Source organism: Winogradskyella rapida, assembly GCF_042675845.1.
Classification (GTDB): Bacteria; Bacteroidota; Bacteroidia; order Flavobacteriales; family Flavobacteriaceae; genus Winogradskyella; species Winogradskyella rapida.
Genome location: NZ_JBHTKM010000063.1, coordinates 1,855,140 through 1,870,198, shown reverse-complemented (window position 1 = coordinate 1,870,198; position 15,059 = coordinate 1,855,140). Strand labels below are relative to the sequence as shown.

The following is a 15,059-nucleotide window of genomic DNA, read 5'->3' as shown; positions in this document are numbered from 1 at the left end:
TTCAGACTTTAAAATCTACTCTTATTTATTAAACGAAAAAAAATGCTTCTCTACCATAGAGAGGCATTTTTAGTTACATTTATACCATGTCTTCACAAACCCGCTTAGATCGTGCTTATAAAAATGCAAAACGCTTAACGTTTAATGATACTTCTAAGATCATTCTCTTTAGCGATTGCCATCGCGGAGATAATAGTTTTGCTGATGATTTTGCCAACAATAGAAACATCTACTACCATGCTTTAAGACATTATTACCTGAAAGGGTTTAGTTATTGCGAGCTTGGTGATGGAGATGAACTTTGGGAAAACTTATCGTTTGAATCTATTTTTAAAGCTCACAAAAACGTGTATATGCTAATGAAGCAGTTTCATGATGAAGACCGTTTACACATGATTTGGGGCAATCATGATATGGTCTATCGAAATCCTAAATATGTTGAAAAAAATCTCTATTCTTTTTTTGATCCTAAAACCGGAAATAACGAGGATTTATTTTGCAACCTCCGCTATAATGAAGCTATTGTTTTAGAGCATACTGCCACCAAACAACAACTTTTTCTTACACATGGTCATCAGGCCGATTGGTGGAATTTCTTGTTTTGGAAATGGAGTCGTTTTATGGTTCGTGTGTTATGGAAGCCCTTAAATGTTATGGGCATTGCTGATCCTACCAGTCCGGCAAAAAATTATACCGAGCTTATTAAAATTGAAAAGCGTACCAAAGAATGGATTATAAAAAATAACAATGTTATTACCATTGTAGGCCATACACATCGGCCACGATTTCCAGAGCCTGGTGACATCGCTTACTTTAATGATGGGAGTTGTGTACACCCAAGAAGCATAACGGGTTTAGAGATTGAAAACGGAGCCATTTCATTAATTAAATGGCAGGTTGTGACCTCTGAAGATGGCAATTTAAAAATTGACCGCTTTGTTTTAGAAGGACCTACGCCTTTAATGGATTATAAAACCACCTAAGCAACGGTTTCGCTATTAGCTCTCTGGAGCAAGCTCTACTTCTAAGCCCTCCATTTCTGGTGTCATTTGAATCTGACAGCCTAAACGAGAGTTCTCCTTTACATCAAAGGCTTCAGAAAGCATCGCTTCTTCATCATCTTGCATCTCAGGCAATTCCGTTTCACTGAGAACATAACACTGACAAGAGGCACACATGGCCATTCCGCCGCAAACACCTATGGTTCCTTCAGGAGCAAGCTCATAAGACCTTACCACTTCCATTAAATTCATAGCCATATCAGTAGGAGCCTCTACTTGATGTTTTACGCCTTCTCTATCAATGATTGTAATATTAATATCTTGTTCCATATGCTTTCCCTGATTCTTCAGGTCTCTTTATTTCAAACGACGACTCGTAGTTCTTTAAATACCTTATTTTAAGCCCGTACGGCTAAGGTAGGTAAAACCTTTAATAAAGAAAACCAACAGGTTCCCAAAGTCTAACCTTTTTTGGGAACCGTGTATGATTGCTTCTCTTTTAATCTATTGCTTTTACAACCGCTTTTGGCGCTTCTTTACGTGTACCATCAAAACCATTGACCCCCGCAACCGTGGTATATTTTAAAACATAACGTTTCCCTGGGTTGATGCGTTGGTAAGCCGACTGACACATTAATGTTGCCTCGTGAAATCCGCAAAGAATAAGCTTTAATTTCCCTGGATATGTATTAACATCGCCAATAGCATAAATCCCAGGTATATTAGTTTGGTAATCTAAAGCATTATCCACTTTAATAGCATTCTTCTCTATTTCTAGTCCCCAATTGGCAATCGGTCCTAATTTTGGAGAAAGGCCAAAGAGTGGAATAAAATGATCACATTCTATTTCAAATTCCTTTTCTATGTGCTGTGCTTGTTTGACGACAACCGCTTTAACACTTTTATCGCCAACAATACCAACAACTTCAGCCGGTGTTATTAAATTAATTTTGCCCTTGTTTTTTAACTCTTGGACTTTTTCTACAGAATCGAGATGCCCTCTAAATTCATTTCGTCTGTGAATAAGAGTCACATTAGCTGCAACATCGCTTAAAAAGATACTCCAATCTAAAGCTGAATCGCCTCCACCTGCAATCACCACATTTTTGTTGCGGTACATTTCAGGATCTTTAATCATGTATTCCACACCACGATCTTCAAAATCAGCAATGTTATGAATTAAAGGTTTTCTAGGTTCAAAACTTCCCAAACCACCAGCAATCGCCACTACAGGCGCATGGTGCTTGGTCCCTTTATTGGTCGTTACTACAAACGTATCGTCCTCTTGCTTCTCTATAGTCTCAGCCCTTTCCCCTAAGGTAAACCCAGGTTCAAACTGCTTACACTGCTCCATCAATCGGTGTGTTAAATCGCCTGCTAAGATTTCAGGATAAGCCGGAATATCATAAATAGGTTTTTTAGGATAAAGTTCTGTACACTGCCCTCCAGGTTGTGGCAAAGCGTCAATTAAGTGACATTTAAGTTTTAATAAACCAGCTTCAAAAACCGTAAAAAGTCCGGTTGGGCCAGCGCCAATAATAAGTATATCTGTTTTAATCATGCTAGTACTGCCAAGGCATTTCTTACTAAAAACACCTCTTTTTTTAAGTATTAAAAACCTACAAGGTTTACATACAGAAACATATTCAGTACAGGCCTAGTAGGTGTTTTTAAATTACGATGGTTTCAAGAACAAATGTAGCGATGTTCTTATAGAGACTTGGTGACAAAAGTCACATTAAAGCTCTACATTAACCACTTGTTCTATTTGCGGTGCGTATTTCTTAATAGTCATTTCTACACCTGACTTTAACGTCATTTGATTTACGCTACAAGAGGTACAAGCCCCTACTAATTGTACTTTAACCAATTTACCGTCATCAATAGACAATAAGTTAATATCCCCACCATCACTTTGTAAAAAGGGACGGATTTCGTTTAATGCTTTTTCAACATTACTTTTAAGTTCTTCTGCGCTCATTTCCTCTTTTTTTATTCATTCGGAATCTAAATTTCTTTAAACTGAATGACTATTTCTTCACAGCAGAGCAACCTGCCATTGTTGTAATTTTTATAGCTTCTGTTTCAGGTAAACTATCGTTACGGTAAACCACTTGTTGCACCACATCTCTTGTGATGGTTTCAAATGCGGCTTCTATAGCGGTAGCCGTTTGTAATGCTGCCGGACGACCTAAATCTCCAGCTTCTCTGATACTTTGTACCAATGGCACTTCACCTAAAAACGGTACGTCTAAATCTTCTGCTAAATATTTAGCCCCTTCTTTACCGAAAATGTAATATTTATTCTCAGGAAGTTCTTCAGGAGTAAAATACGCCATATTTTCAATAATCCCTAAAACAGGAACGTTGATACTTTCTTGCTGAAACATAGCCACACCTTTTTTAGCATCGGCTAAGGCCACATTCTGCGGCGTACTCACCACAACAGATCCTGTTATTGGTAAGGCTTGCATAATACTAAGGTGAATATCTCCGGTTCCAGGAGGTAAATCAATTAATAAGAAATCTAATTCGCCCCAAGCCGCATCAAAAATCATCTGATTTAAAGCTTTAGACGCCATTGGCCCTCTCCAAATTACAGCCTGATCCGGTTTAGTAAAAAATCCAATAGATAAAACTTTAACCCCGTAATTTTCTACAGGTTTCATTTTAGATTTTCCATCAACATTAACCGACAGAGGACGTTCATTGGCCACATCAAACATAATTGGAATTGAAGGTCCGTAGATATCCGCATCAAGAACTCCAACTTTAAAGCCCATTTTAGCTAAGCTTACCGCTAAATTAGCCGTAACCGTAGATTTCCCTACACCTCCTTTACCAGAAGCGACCGCAATGATATTTTGTATCCCTGGAATGGCCTTTCCTTTAATTTCGTTTTTTGGTGCTGCAGCAGGGGCTTCAACTTTAACGTTAACCTTTATCTTGGCTTTTTCATAAACCAACTTATGGATGGTTTGTAAAATTTCAACTTCAGTTTTTTTACGCGCTTGAAGACTTGGGTTTTTAATGGTAATATCAACGATAACCTCATCGGCAAAAGTCACGACATTCGTTACCGCACCACTATCTACCATATTTTCACCTTCTCCAGGTGCCGTAATAGTTTTTAAAGCGTTTAATATATCTTGTTTAACTAGTTTCATATTATGTTACTATTGAAGAAGGTAACGACTGATAATGAAGCCGCAGATTCTTTTCTTATTAAGATTAATTCTAAAGGCAAAGATACTTAGAAAATGTTAGAATATAAACTAGATAAATTGAATTGTATAATGGTAGGATTAGCATTAGCAATCGTAGTAAAATGCTCGGTTTTTATGGGAAATACCGCTGTATTTTCGGACAGAATTTATAATAAAAAGCGGTTATAAGCCTTAGAGCTCTTTAGCAGGATCCCAAAATAGGCTTTCAAAATTCTGAATTTGATTTTCAATCACCTCAACACCTTCATTCTCTAACAATTGTTGCATAAGGTTGGTGCCTTCAAAATGATGCTTTCCGGTTAAGAGGCCTTTTCTATTTACCACGCGGTGGGCCGGAACGTCTTTGCTATGTGAATTATTCATAGCATAGCCTACAATCCTAGCGCTTTTTGCAGCGCCTAAATATTTGGCGATGGCTCCATAACTTGTAACTCTTCCCGAGGGAATACGCCGAGCAACCTCATATACTTTTTCGTAAAAACTAAGGGTTTCTGGCGTCATACGTTTATGATTTTAGGGCGAATTTGGAGTTTATAAGAAATTAAAAGTCACGTAGAATATTAATTAAGGTGACTAAAGCCACCAGCCCTGTGATGATCCCAATACTCAAATTCATACTTTTTTGAGATGTAAATTTTCGGTCCTTTATCTTATCGAAAAAGAAAATATAAAAATAAAGCATTACAAATGTTCCTGTAGCAGCGCCTGTAACATAGGTCACGATACTTAATTTTTCAAAATTCATCCATCCTAAAGAAACCAAAGTGATGGTCATATAGGCCTGGTAAGGAATTGGAAATACGTTAAGTACAGATAATAGCATACCATGCAATAAGCGACCATGTTTGCTTTTAATTTCCTTTTCTTTTTTAAGTTGGCTTTCTTTTGAAGCTAAAAGCAGAAAATACACCGTAATCAGTACAAAAATAACGAAAGCTACGCGTTGTAGAATGGCTACGATATCTGAATGATTAGAGAGGTAGCGCGCAAAAATAGCAGCCACGTAAGTTTGAATAAAGACAATGATGCAGACGCCTGTAGAAAACATAATTCCGCGACTAGCTCCTTCCTTAAGACTAATTCTAGCGGCAGTCATGTTTAACAATCCTGGAGGTACAACACCTATTAATGCTACAATTAGCCCTAGAAAAAAAATAACAGTGATACTCAAACTTAGTTGATTTTAAACCTAGTGTAGGTTATGGCCTTATTTTTTTCTAAATATTGGCTTTCGTAAAAGGTTTGAATTTCTGTAACCTCTTCTGGACTTCCTTCTTGTCTATAAACATCATGATTAGCATATAAAACCTCATGTCCAGCACCATGTAATAATCCAAGGGTATACCCATGCATAAACTCGCTATCGGTTTTTAAATGCATAATACCATCGGGCTTTAAAACCTTTTTGTAACGCTCTAAAAACTGAAGGTTAGTCATACGGTGTTTTGTACGCTTATATTTAATTTGTGGGTCTGGGAATGTAATCCAAATTTCATCTACTTCATTTTCTTCAAAAACAGAATCGACCAATTCTATTTGAGTTCTAATAAAAGCAGCATTTGGAATTCCTTCTTCTATAGCTGTTTTTGCACCGCGCCAAAAGCGAGCGCCTTTAATATCTATACCAACAAAGTTTTTATTAGGATAACGTTTTGCTAAACCAATGGTATATTCGCCTTTACCACAGCCTAACTCTAAAACCAAAGGATGGTCATTTTTAAAAACTTCAGATCGCCATTTTCCCTTTAGTTTATAGGTTGCATCTACGATTTCTTCGCGTGTTGGTTGATATACGTTATGAAAAGATTCGTTTTCTTTAAAGCGTTTCAGTTTATTTTTACTTCCCACTGGTCTGTTAATTTCTATACATTAATAATAATTCGGTAAAATTAAGGAAACATTTTAGGTTTATCTTTGTTTAAATCCACTGATATTTAAAATCGTAGACGATTGGAACTATTACAACCTAAAAAACGCATTTTAGTCGCTCCATTAAATTGGGGCTTAGGCCATGCCACACGGTGTATTCCTATAATCAACACCTTAATACGTCATGATTTTGAACCTATTATTGCTAGCGACGGCTACGCTTTAGAACTCTTAAAAAAAGAATTCCCTCAATTAAAAGCTATTGAATTGCCTTCTTATAATATTACTTATGCAAAGAAAGCAAATAGTTTTAAATTGAAACTACTAAAAGACACCCCTCACCTCTTAAAAACCATAAAAAAGGAAAAAAAACGTATTGCAACCCTGGTTAAGGACGAAGAGCTCTCCGGAATTATCTCGGACAACCGTTTTGGGGTACGCCATAAATCGGTTCCTTCAGTATTTATAACCCACCAATTGCGAGTCCTCAGTGGCAATACAACGTGGTTGAGTAGTAAAATACATCAAAACATCATTTCGAAATTTAATACCTGTTGGGTACCAGATCATAGCGGAGCGCTTAATCTTAGTGGGGATTTGGGCCATGTCACCACTTCTGCCAACACCATAAACTACATAGGGCCTTTAACACGATTTAGAAAGCAAGATCTTCAAACAAAATATCAGCTTTTAGTGCTCTTATCGGGCCCAGAGCCACAGCGGACGTTCTTAGAAGAAAAGTTAATACAAGAGCTTAAAGATTACCGTGGAAATGTTTTATTTATAAAAGGACAAGTAGAAGCTGAACAGCACATAACGGTCCAAGGCTCAATAACGTTTTATAATTTTATGACGAGCGAAGAGCTTGAGAAAGCGATTAACGAAAGTGAACTTATCCTTAGCCGATCGGGCTATACCACAATTATGGATTTAGCAAAACTAGAGAAGAAGGCTTTCTTTATCCCAACACCTGGGCAGTTTGAACAACTGTACTTAGCAAAACGATTGCACAACCAACAGGTGGCACCCTGTTGCAAGCAAGATAAATTTAGTATTAAAATGCTGTCTGAGGTTGACCTATATACTGGTTTTAAAGCTTTAAAAACGGAGGTTAATCTTTCGGAGTTGTTTTCGATTTTTCAAGAGTAAAGGAGAACTCACTTCCCACACCAAGCTCACTTTCAATATAAATTTTCTCCTCGTGGGCTTCAATAATATGTTTTACAATGGCTAAGCCTAACCCTGAACCGCCCTCTTTACGAGAACCGCTTTTATCTACACGATAAAAACGTTCAAACAAACGTGGTATATTCTGTTTAGAAATCCCTTCCCCATTATCGGTCACCCTTATAATGGCTTTGTTTTTAATTAGATTTTCTATGCTAACTTCTGTCGTTCCTTTTTCTCGACCGTACTTAATTGAATTAACGATTAAATTGGTAAGCACTTGTTGAATACGCTCTACATCCCCATACACCATAATGGGAGTTTTATATTCCATATCAAAGGTGAGCGTAATCTTCTTCTTGGAAGCTTTCATTTCAAAAAGATCAAAAACATTTTTCACCAATTCTACGATGTCAAAAGCTTCTTTGTTAAGACTTAAATCCCCGACTTCAAGCTTACTAATCATATCTAAATCTTTAATAATATAGATAAGTCGCTCAACTCCTTTACTCGCTCTAGTTAAGTATTTCTGTCTAATATTTTCATCGTCCATAGCGCCATCTAAAAGTGTAAGAATGTAACCTTGAACGGTGAATAATGGTGTTTTTAGTTCGTGAGAAACATTCCCCATGTACTCTTTTCGGTATTCCTCTCTAACTTTTAGGGTTTCTATTTCAATCTTTTTACTCCGTGCGTATTTATCAATTTCCCGAGTTAAAGTCCCCATATCTGTCGTAATGGGTTGTTGCCTTAAGTTGGTTGATTCTAACAGTGTAATTTCGTCATATATTTTCTTTACACGCCTATAGATAAAATGTTCTACACGGTATTGCACAATCGCAAAACACAAGGGAAAACAAATGAGTGGAAAGAAAATAAGCTCCCATCTTAGGTCGTAAAAAAAGTACTGAAACGCCATAACGAGGCCTGTAGAAAACAAGGTTACATATAACGATGTTCTAAGCGCAAACTTATAGGTTTTTCTCAGTTTATTTTTTTGCATTAGTCCACAAACTTGTAGCCAACACCTTTAACGGTTTTAAAGGACTTATCACCAATTTTTTCACGAAGTTTTCTAATGTGCACATCAATGGTTCTTCCACCGACCACAACTTCATTACCCCAGACTTTATCTAAGATTTCATCGCGTTTAAATACTTTTCCTGGCTTGGTTGCTAATAAAGATAATAATTCGAACTCTTTTCTAGGTAAGGTTATTTCTTCGCCTTTATTTGTGATTTTATATTCCTCTTTATAGATTACTAAATCACCAATTTTAACCACAGCATCTGTGGCGCCTTCCACATCTTTAAGGCGTCTTAATAATGCCTTAACCTTACTCACTAAAACTTTTGGCTTTATAGGTTTAGAAATATAATCATCGGCTCCAGCATCAAAACCTGCCACTTGTGAGTAATCCTCACCTCTCGCAGTTAAGAATGTAATAATAGTTTCGCTTAACTCGGGTTGTTCTCTAAGGCGTTCACAAGCTTCAATCCCATCCATCTCAGGCATCATCACATCCAAGATAATTAAATGAGGTTTATGTTTTTTAGCTTTTTCAACAGCTTCAACACCGTTTTCACCAGTAAAAACCTGGTAACCTTCAGAAGACAAATTATAACCTACAATTTCTAAAATATCTGGCTCATCGTCTACCAGTAATATTTTTATATCCTTTTTATTCAAAATTTAAGAGCTTTAAAGTTGGACAAATATAGAGTATAACTGCCTTACGATAGTAAAGATATAAAATTGATAACAATTCGCTAACATTGAAACAGTAAGTCACTGACTTTAAGAAGCAGCTGATTTTAACCTTGTTAAGGAATTGTAAAATACGAACTAATACTTATTAGCCTAGTAAAAGCTAGGTTTTTGTTGTTATATTTGTGAACTAATCCTATTAATAAATTATCAATTATGAAGAAAATTTACTTTTTATTACTTTGTTTAATGAGTGTTGCCACATACGGGCAATCACCTATCATTACCACGATTGTAGATGGTGATTGTAGTGGAGGAAATCCTAAATTACTTGAAATCTATGCAGAAGGTACTGTAGACTTTAGCTTATACAGCTTAGAAAACCAAACCAATGCAAATACAGTTTGGAGTAATACACAAGCTTTAACAGACTTAGGTACTGTTACAGATGATTTTGTTTACATTACAACCTCTGGTAGTTCTGATGCCATTGCCTCTGACTTTCCTTCTTTAGCAACGGCTAATGTTTTAGAGAGTAACACGATGAACCTAAACGGTGATGATAGAGTTAGAATTATCTTAACCTCGGATAGCTCTGTTATAGACCAATATGGTGTTGAAGCGACTGATGGTACTGGTACTGATTGGGAATATAAAGATTCTTATGCAAAGCGCGCTAACGGTACAGGTCCAGATTCTGTTTTTACCCCTGCTAATTGGGTTTTCGCTGGTGTAAGCGCATTAGACGGTTTAGGCGTATGCCAAAGTGGAGCTGAAACTTTTGAAAGTTTAATTGGTGGTGTAGGAACGTATTCTTCTACAGGGACTCCTTCTCCTAGTGTTTCTATAACGAACCCAACAAACAATACTGAATTTGTATCAGGAACTATTTCTGTAAACGTAGAGTTTACAACAGCTAACTTAGTTGGTGGTGAAAGTGTAACAATCACAGTTAACGGAACTGAAACAGCTAATGCTTCAAGTCCTTTTTCAATCACAACAGTAGATGGAGAAACTTATGCTGTAACTGCAGATTTAATTGATGCTACTGGTACAATTAGCACAAGCACGATCACTTTTAGCGTTGCTAACCCAACCACTATTGCTCAAGTTGCTACAATCACTGAATTAAGAGCTGGAAATATGGGTGACGAGTACGTATACGAATTAACAGGTGAAGCAATCATCTCTTACCTTGTAACAAGCAGTACAAGAAACCAAAAATACATCCAAGATGCTGGAGCAGGAATCTTAATTGATGATCCTGCAGGAATAATCACAACTACATTTGCTATTGGTGATGGTATGACTGGTGTAACAGGAACACTTTCTGAATACGTAGGCGTATTACAATTTACACCAACTGAAGATGTTGCTGCGGCTTCATCTACAGGAAACACTGTAACACCAATTAGTATTAGTGCTTCTGAATTTGCTGTCAATGGAGAGGCTTACGAAAGTAGATTAATCACAGTAACCGATGTTATGTTTTCTGAAACAGGAAACTTTGAAAGCCTTACAAACTATACGCTAACAGATGGTGCAGATGCTACCACAGCTAGAACTAGTTTTAGTGATGAAGATTTAATCGGTTCTGCGATACCAACTGCTCTTTCTAATGTAACAGGGTTAGGTGGAGAATATAACGGAATCTACCAAATCTTACCAAGATACATTAGCGATATTTCTGAAGCCTTAAGTGTAAATGATTTTAACACCAACACTTTTAGCGTATATCCTAACCCAACAACTACAGGTTCTGTAACTATTACTTCTGTTAATACTGAAGTAATGTCAGTTCAAGTATTTGACATCTTAGGTAAGCAAGTTAAAAACGAAGTTATCACGAACAACACCTTAAACGTGTCTAACTTAAAGTCTGGTGTTTACATTGTAAAGATCACTCAGAATAATGCTTCTACGACTAAGAAATTAGTTATCAAGTAAGTTATATTCTTAACTTTTTAGAAAAGCGTAGTTCAAAATTTTGAGCTACGCTTTTTTATTTTCCATATTTTTGCAGCATGATATCTAAAGACGCCATTTTTAATATAAAATCTGATGCTGAATTTGAAACTTTAGCTTTAGAAGTTTTTAAATTTCAATTTCAAAATAACAAAGTCTATCGTTCATTTTGCGACTTGCTCTATAAGCACCCTGCAGATGTTAAACAGCTTGCAGACATTCCGTTCTTACCTATAGAATTCTTTAAATCGAGAAAGGTTGTTAGCACCTTAGACTCAATTGAAAAAACATTTTCTAGCTCAGGAACTACAGGAAGCATAACCAGTAAGCATTATGTTTCTGATATTAAACTCTACGAAACTAGTTATCGTAAGGCTTTCAAACATTTTTATGGTCCTGTAGAAGACTATGTTGTCCTAGCCTTATTACCGTCTTATTTAGAGCGTGATGGCTCTTCATTGATCTATATGGTGAACGATTTAATAGCCCAATCAAAACAACCGGAGAGCGGATTCTACCTCAACAATTTAGACGCTTTAGCCAACACCTTAAAAACCCTTGAAGCCAAAAAACAAAAAACACTATTAATTGGGGTTTCTTTTGCACTTTTAGATTTGGTGGAGCAGCACCAGTTAAATCTAGAACATACTATTGTTATGGAAACTGGTGGGATGAAAGGCCGCCGAAAAGAAATTATAAGACAAGAGTTACACCATATATTACAAACCGGTTTTAATACACAGGCCATACATAGTGAATACGGTATGACTGAATTATTAAGCCAGGCGTATTCTAAAGGTCAGGGTATTTTTGAATGCCCACCATGGATAAAAGTCCTAACCCGAGATCCTGAAGATCCTCTTAGCATTCAAGCGCCAAACAAAACTGGAGGACTTAATGTTATAGATTTAGCCAACGTCAATTCTTGTGCGTTTATAGCTACTCAAGATTTAGGCAAAATAGATCCGCAAGGACAGTTTGAAATTATTGGTCGTTTTGATAATTCTGATATTCGAGGATGTAATTTAATGGCCTTGTAAGGAACTTTGTTTTTATACGACTTAATCAATGCTATGAAAAAGGAAAATTTTCATGAGTTGATTGATTGGTTAGAAGTGCTCAATATTATTGAGCACTTTTTTTTATAATTAAAAAGCCTCACCGGTAGAAGAACCAATGAGACTTTTAAATATTTAAGTCGTTCGAAATCTATACGATTTCTAAGATAAAATTGGTTTTCTTACCACGACTAAGAATAATGTATTTATCGTGAATTAAATCTTCCGACGATAAGATATAATCTTCTTTTACTTTTTCTTTGTTTACTGCAATTGCATTTTCTTTTAGAGCACGTCTAGCATCACCATTAGAGGCTAAGAAATTAGTTTTAGCTGCTAAAGCTCCAATCATATCAACACCTTCATTAAAATCTGCAGCTGTAATTTGAGCATGTTTTACACCTTCAAAAACATCTAAAAATAAAGATTCTGACAATTGTTTAATTTCGTTTTTAAAATCTTTGCTAAACAAAATCTTAGACGCTTTTACAGCATTTTCATAATCCTCTTGGCTATGAACAAAAACAGTTACCTCTTCGGCTAAACGTTTTTGTAATAAACGTAAGTGTGGCGTTTCTTTATGTTCTGCAATTAAGTTTTCAATCGTCTCTTTATCTAAAAAGGTAAAAATCTTAATATATTTTTCAGCATCTTCATCGGTAGAGTTCAACCAGAATTGGTAAAACTTATAAACACTTGTTTTATCTGCGTCTAACCAAACATTTCCACCTTCACTTTTTCCAAATTTAGAACCGTCTGCTTTTGTAATTAAAGGACAAGTCATCGCATAAGCTTTGGCTTGGTCTTCACCATCATGCATACGTCTTACAAGTTCAGTACCTGTTGTTATATTACCCCATTGGTCGCTTCCTCCCATTTGTAATTTACAACCTATGGTTTTATATAAATGATGAAAATCGTATCCTTGAATAAGTTGGTATGTAAACTCTGTAAAAGACATCCCTACATTACCTTCTTCTCCACTAAAACGTTTCTTTACAGAATCTTTAGCCATCATATAGTTCACCGTAATACGTTTTCCTACATCACGTGCAAAGTCAATAAAACTAAAGTTCTTCATCCAGTCGTAGTTATTCACTAACAACGGAGCGTTTTCATGGGTAGAATTGAAATCTAAAAAACGTGATAAAACACCTTTAATTCCTGCTACATTATGGGCTAAAGCCTCTTCATCTAACAAGTTTCGCTCATCACTTTTCCCTGAAGGATCACCAATCATTCCGGTAGCACCTCCTACTAAAGCCACAGGTTTATGTCCTGCTTTTTCTAAATGCACCAATAAAATTATAGGCACTAAGCTTCCTATGTGTAGTGAATCTGATGTCGGATCAAAACCAATATAAGCCGTGGTCATTTCTTTATCTAATTGCTCTTCAGTTCCCGGCATGATATCATGTACCATTCCTCTCCAACGTAATTCTTCAACAAATTTATTTGCCATTGCTTTTTTCTTTCAAAATTGATTTACGCAAAGATAACTTTCCATGCTTAAAGACAAAAGACAAATTTAACCCAATTTAGGAAGTTTACTTAAGCCTTAGAATTCCTTAAAGCATCTAAAAATTTAGGCTTAAATAATGTAACTTTGTGGCATGATATTAGTCACAGGCGCTACTGGTTTGGTTGGTTCACATCTCCTTTTTCAACTTTTAAAAAGTGATGTTCCTATCCGTGCTACTTACAGGAGAAAAGAAACATTGCAGCATGTAAAACATGTATTTGCTTATTTTTCTGATGATCCGAATGCGCTTTTTAATAGAATTGATTGGGTAGAGGCAGACATTAATAACATTCCCCAATTACAAGATGCGTTTAAAGGGGTTCAATGGGTTTATCATTGTGCGGCCTTAGTCTCTTTTGATCCTCATCGTTATAAACTTTTACGGACGGTTAATATTAAAGGAACGGCTAATATTGTAAACCTTTGCCTGAGTCACGACGTTAAAAAATTATGCTATGTCAGTTCTATTGCGGCTTTAGGCCATTATAATAGGCCTGAAAAACATATTCATGAGCAAACGGAATGGAATCCTGAAGACGACAATACCGTGTATGCCATAACTAAATATGGCGCAGAACTTGAAGTGTGGCGAGGTACCCAAGAAGGTTTAGACGCCGTTATTGTTAATCCTGGTATTATATTAGGCGGAGGCTATTGGCATGGGACCGGTAGTGGTAGTTTGTTTAAACGTCTTTATGAAGGTCAGCGTTTTTACACCTCTGGGGTTACCGGGTATGTTGGCATTTGGGATGTGGTAAAAGTGATGGAAATGCTGATGCAAAGCCATATAAAGAATGAAGGTTTTATTTTAGTTTCAGAAAACTTAAGCTTTAAAACCTTTTTTACTAAAGTGGCTAAAGCCTTAAAGGTGAAACCTCCGTATAAGGAAGCAAAATCTTGGTTATTACAACTTGCGTGGCGCTTAGATTGGCTTAAGCATGCTATTTTAAGACAACCTCGAATCCTTTCTAAGCAAGCGGCAAAATCGGCTCAAAGTCTTACCTATTACGATAACTCGAAATTAAAATCGGCCTTAGATTTTGAATTTACACCTATAGATAAAAGTATAGAGACCGTCAGTACTCTATTTATCAAAGACCGCTCCTCCACTTAAATTATTTGAAGGCTTAGGTTTAGCTTTCTTTTCCGTAGCAGATTTAGCGGCTTTACTTTTCTTAATGGAATCTTCTTCCTTCTCTTTTAACTTTTCTAGACGTTCCTTTTCAGCTTCTAAACGGGTTTTAGCGTCTTCTACAATGGCTTTATACGCTTCAGCATCGTAGGCGTAATAGGTATTACTTTTTGCAAATTGAAGGCTGTCAATCTCATATTTTTCTAGAATATAAGCTTCCGGATCAAAGTGGTGATCTTCTAAAATTTTTCTATTTACCCCTTTAGCGGCATTAATAATGTGCAATTCATAAAGCAGATCAGCCATCTTGTCTTTAGAAATTAAGTTTTCGGGTTTCTCAGGTGGTTTTACACCATCGCAAGCCCACATTACTCCGCCTAAAATGACCAATAAACTAATCTGCTTTAACAT

Annotated in this window: 16 protein-coding genes; 5 read left to right on the top strand and 11 right to left on the bottom strand. The window is 36.3% G+C overall.

Features of this window, described 5'->3' with window-relative positions; genetic code table 11:
* Positions 1-86: 86 nt before the first annotated feature.
* Positions 87-983 (top strand): metallophosphoesterase, encoded by an 897-nt coding sequence (locus tag ACFQ13_RS15375; RefSeq protein ID WP_386118885.1) that lies wholly within the window; start codon positions 87-89, stop codon positions 981-983.
* 15 nt (positions 984-998) lie between these two features.
* Here ACFQ13_RS15375 and ACFQ13_RS15370 read toward each other — a convergent pair whose 3' ends face one another.
* From ACFQ13_RS15370 to trmB, 7 genes are all read right to left on the bottom strand, one after another.
* Positions 999-1,331, bottom strand: coding sequence for a ferredoxin (locus ACFQ13_RS15370; RefSeq protein ID WP_386118883.1), 333 nt, complete (start codon positions 1,329-1,331; stop codon positions 999-1,001).
* A 169-nt stretch (positions 1,332-1,500) separates the two neighbouring features.
* Entirely contained in the window at positions 1,501-2,562 is a 1,062-nt protein-coding gene (locus ACFQ13_RS15365) for an NAD(P)/FAD-dependent oxidoreductase (protein ID WP_386118881.1), read from the bottom strand.
* A gap of 177 nt (positions 2,563-2,739) precedes the next feature.
* On the bottom strand, positions 2,740-2,982 hold the full coding sequence (locus ACFQ13_RS15360) for a NifU family protein (RefSeq protein WP_114308384.1): 243 nt from the start codon (positions 2,980-2,982) through the stop codon (positions 2,740-2,742).
* Positions 2,983-3,031: 49 nt separating this feature from the next.
* Positions 3,032-4,168, bottom strand: coding sequence for an Mrp/NBP35 family ATP-binding protein (locus ACFQ13_RS15355; protein ID WP_114308383.1), 1,137 nt, complete (start codon positions 4,166-4,168; stop codon positions 3,032-3,034).
* A 231-nt stretch (positions 4,169-4,399) separates the two neighbouring features.
* The gene (locus ACFQ13_RS15350; protein ID WP_386118877.1) at positions 4,400-4,729 is read right to left on the bottom strand and encodes an MGMT family protein; all 330 of its coding nucleotides are present in this window, start codon (positions 4,727-4,729) and stop codon (positions 4,400-4,402) included.
* Between the two features lie 40 nt (positions 4,730-4,769).
* Positions 4,770-5,399 carry a LysE family transporter gene (locus ACFQ13_RS15345; RefSeq protein ID WP_386118875.1) on the bottom strand — a complete coding sequence of 210 codons (630 nt, stop codon included), beginning with the start codon at positions 5,397-5,399 and terminating at the stop codon, positions 4,770-4,772.
* A 2-nt stretch (positions 5,400-5,401) separates the two neighbouring features.
* Entirely contained in the window at positions 5,402-6,076 is a 675-nt protein-coding gene (gene trmB / locus ACFQ13_RS15340) for a tRNA (guanosine(46)-N7)-methyltransferase TrmB (RefSeq protein WP_114308380.1), read from the bottom strand.
* A 102-nt stretch (positions 6,077-6,178) separates the two neighbouring features.
* On the opposite strand from trmB, the gene ACFQ13_RS15335 reads away from it, so the two are divergent.
* Positions 6,179-7,246, top strand: coding sequence for a glycosyltransferase (locus tag ACFQ13_RS15335; RefSeq protein WP_386118873.1), 1,068 nt, complete (start codon positions 6,179-6,181; stop codon positions 7,244-7,246).
* Here ACFQ13_RS15335 and ACFQ13_RS15330 read toward each other — a convergent pair.
* Both ACFQ13_RS15330 and ACFQ13_RS15325 read right to left on the bottom strand, forming a co-directional pair.
* On the bottom strand, positions 7,209-8,267 hold the full coding sequence (locus ACFQ13_RS15330; RefSeq protein ID WP_386118871.1) for a sensor histidine kinase: 1,059 nt from the start codon (positions 8,265-8,267) through the stop codon (positions 7,209-7,211). The two genes, ACFQ13_RS15335 and ACFQ13_RS15330, sit on opposite strands and share 38 nt — an antisense overlap.
* Entirely contained in the window at positions 8,267-8,953 is a 687-nt protein-coding gene (locus ACFQ13_RS15325) for a response regulator transcription factor (RefSeq protein ID WP_114308377.1), read from the bottom strand. Before ACFQ13_RS15325 ends, ACFQ13_RS15330 begins: the two co-directional genes overlap by 1 nt.
* Before the next feature lie 234 nt (positions 8,954-9,187).
* Between ACFQ13_RS15325 and ACFQ13_RS15320 the strand changes: the two genes are divergently transcribed.
* Positions 9,188-10,918 (top strand): T9SS type A sorting domain-containing protein, encoded by a 1,731-nt coding sequence (locus ACFQ13_RS15320; RefSeq protein ID WP_386118869.1) that lies wholly within the window; start codon positions 9,188-9,190, stop codon positions 10,916-10,918.
* 77 nt (positions 10,919-10,995) lie between these two features.
* Positions 10,996-11,976, top strand: coding sequence for a LuxE/PaaK family acyltransferase (locus ACFQ13_RS15315; RefSeq protein WP_386118867.1), 981 nt, complete (start codon positions 10,996-10,998; stop codon positions 11,974-11,976).
* Positions 11,977-12,145: 169 nt separating this feature from the next.
* Here the strand turns inward: ACFQ13_RS15315 and tyrS are convergent, their stop codons facing one another.
* Positions 12,146-13,456 carry a tyrosine--tRNA ligase gene (tyrS, locus tag ACFQ13_RS15310; protein ID WP_386118865.1) on the bottom strand — a complete coding sequence of 437 codons (1,311 nt, stop codon included), beginning with the start codon at positions 13,454-13,456 and terminating at the stop codon, positions 12,146-12,148.
* Between the two features lie 151 nt (positions 13,457-13,607).
* Here tyrS and ACFQ13_RS15305 point away from each other — a divergent pair, with 151 nt between their 5' ends.
* Entirely contained in the window at positions 13,608-14,630 is a 1,023-nt protein-coding gene (locus ACFQ13_RS15305; protein ID WP_386118863.1) for an NAD-dependent epimerase/dehydratase family protein, read from the top strand.
* On the opposite strand, the gene ACFQ13_RS15300 is transcribed toward ACFQ13_RS15305, so the two are convergent.
* The gene (locus ACFQ13_RS15300; RefSeq protein ID WP_386118861.1) at positions 14,601-15,059 is read right to left on the bottom strand and encodes a DUF4296 domain-containing protein; all 459 of its coding nucleotides are present in this window, start codon (positions 15,057-15,059) and stop codon (positions 14,601-14,603) included. The two genes, ACFQ13_RS15305 and ACFQ13_RS15300, sit on opposite strands and share 30 nt — an antisense overlap.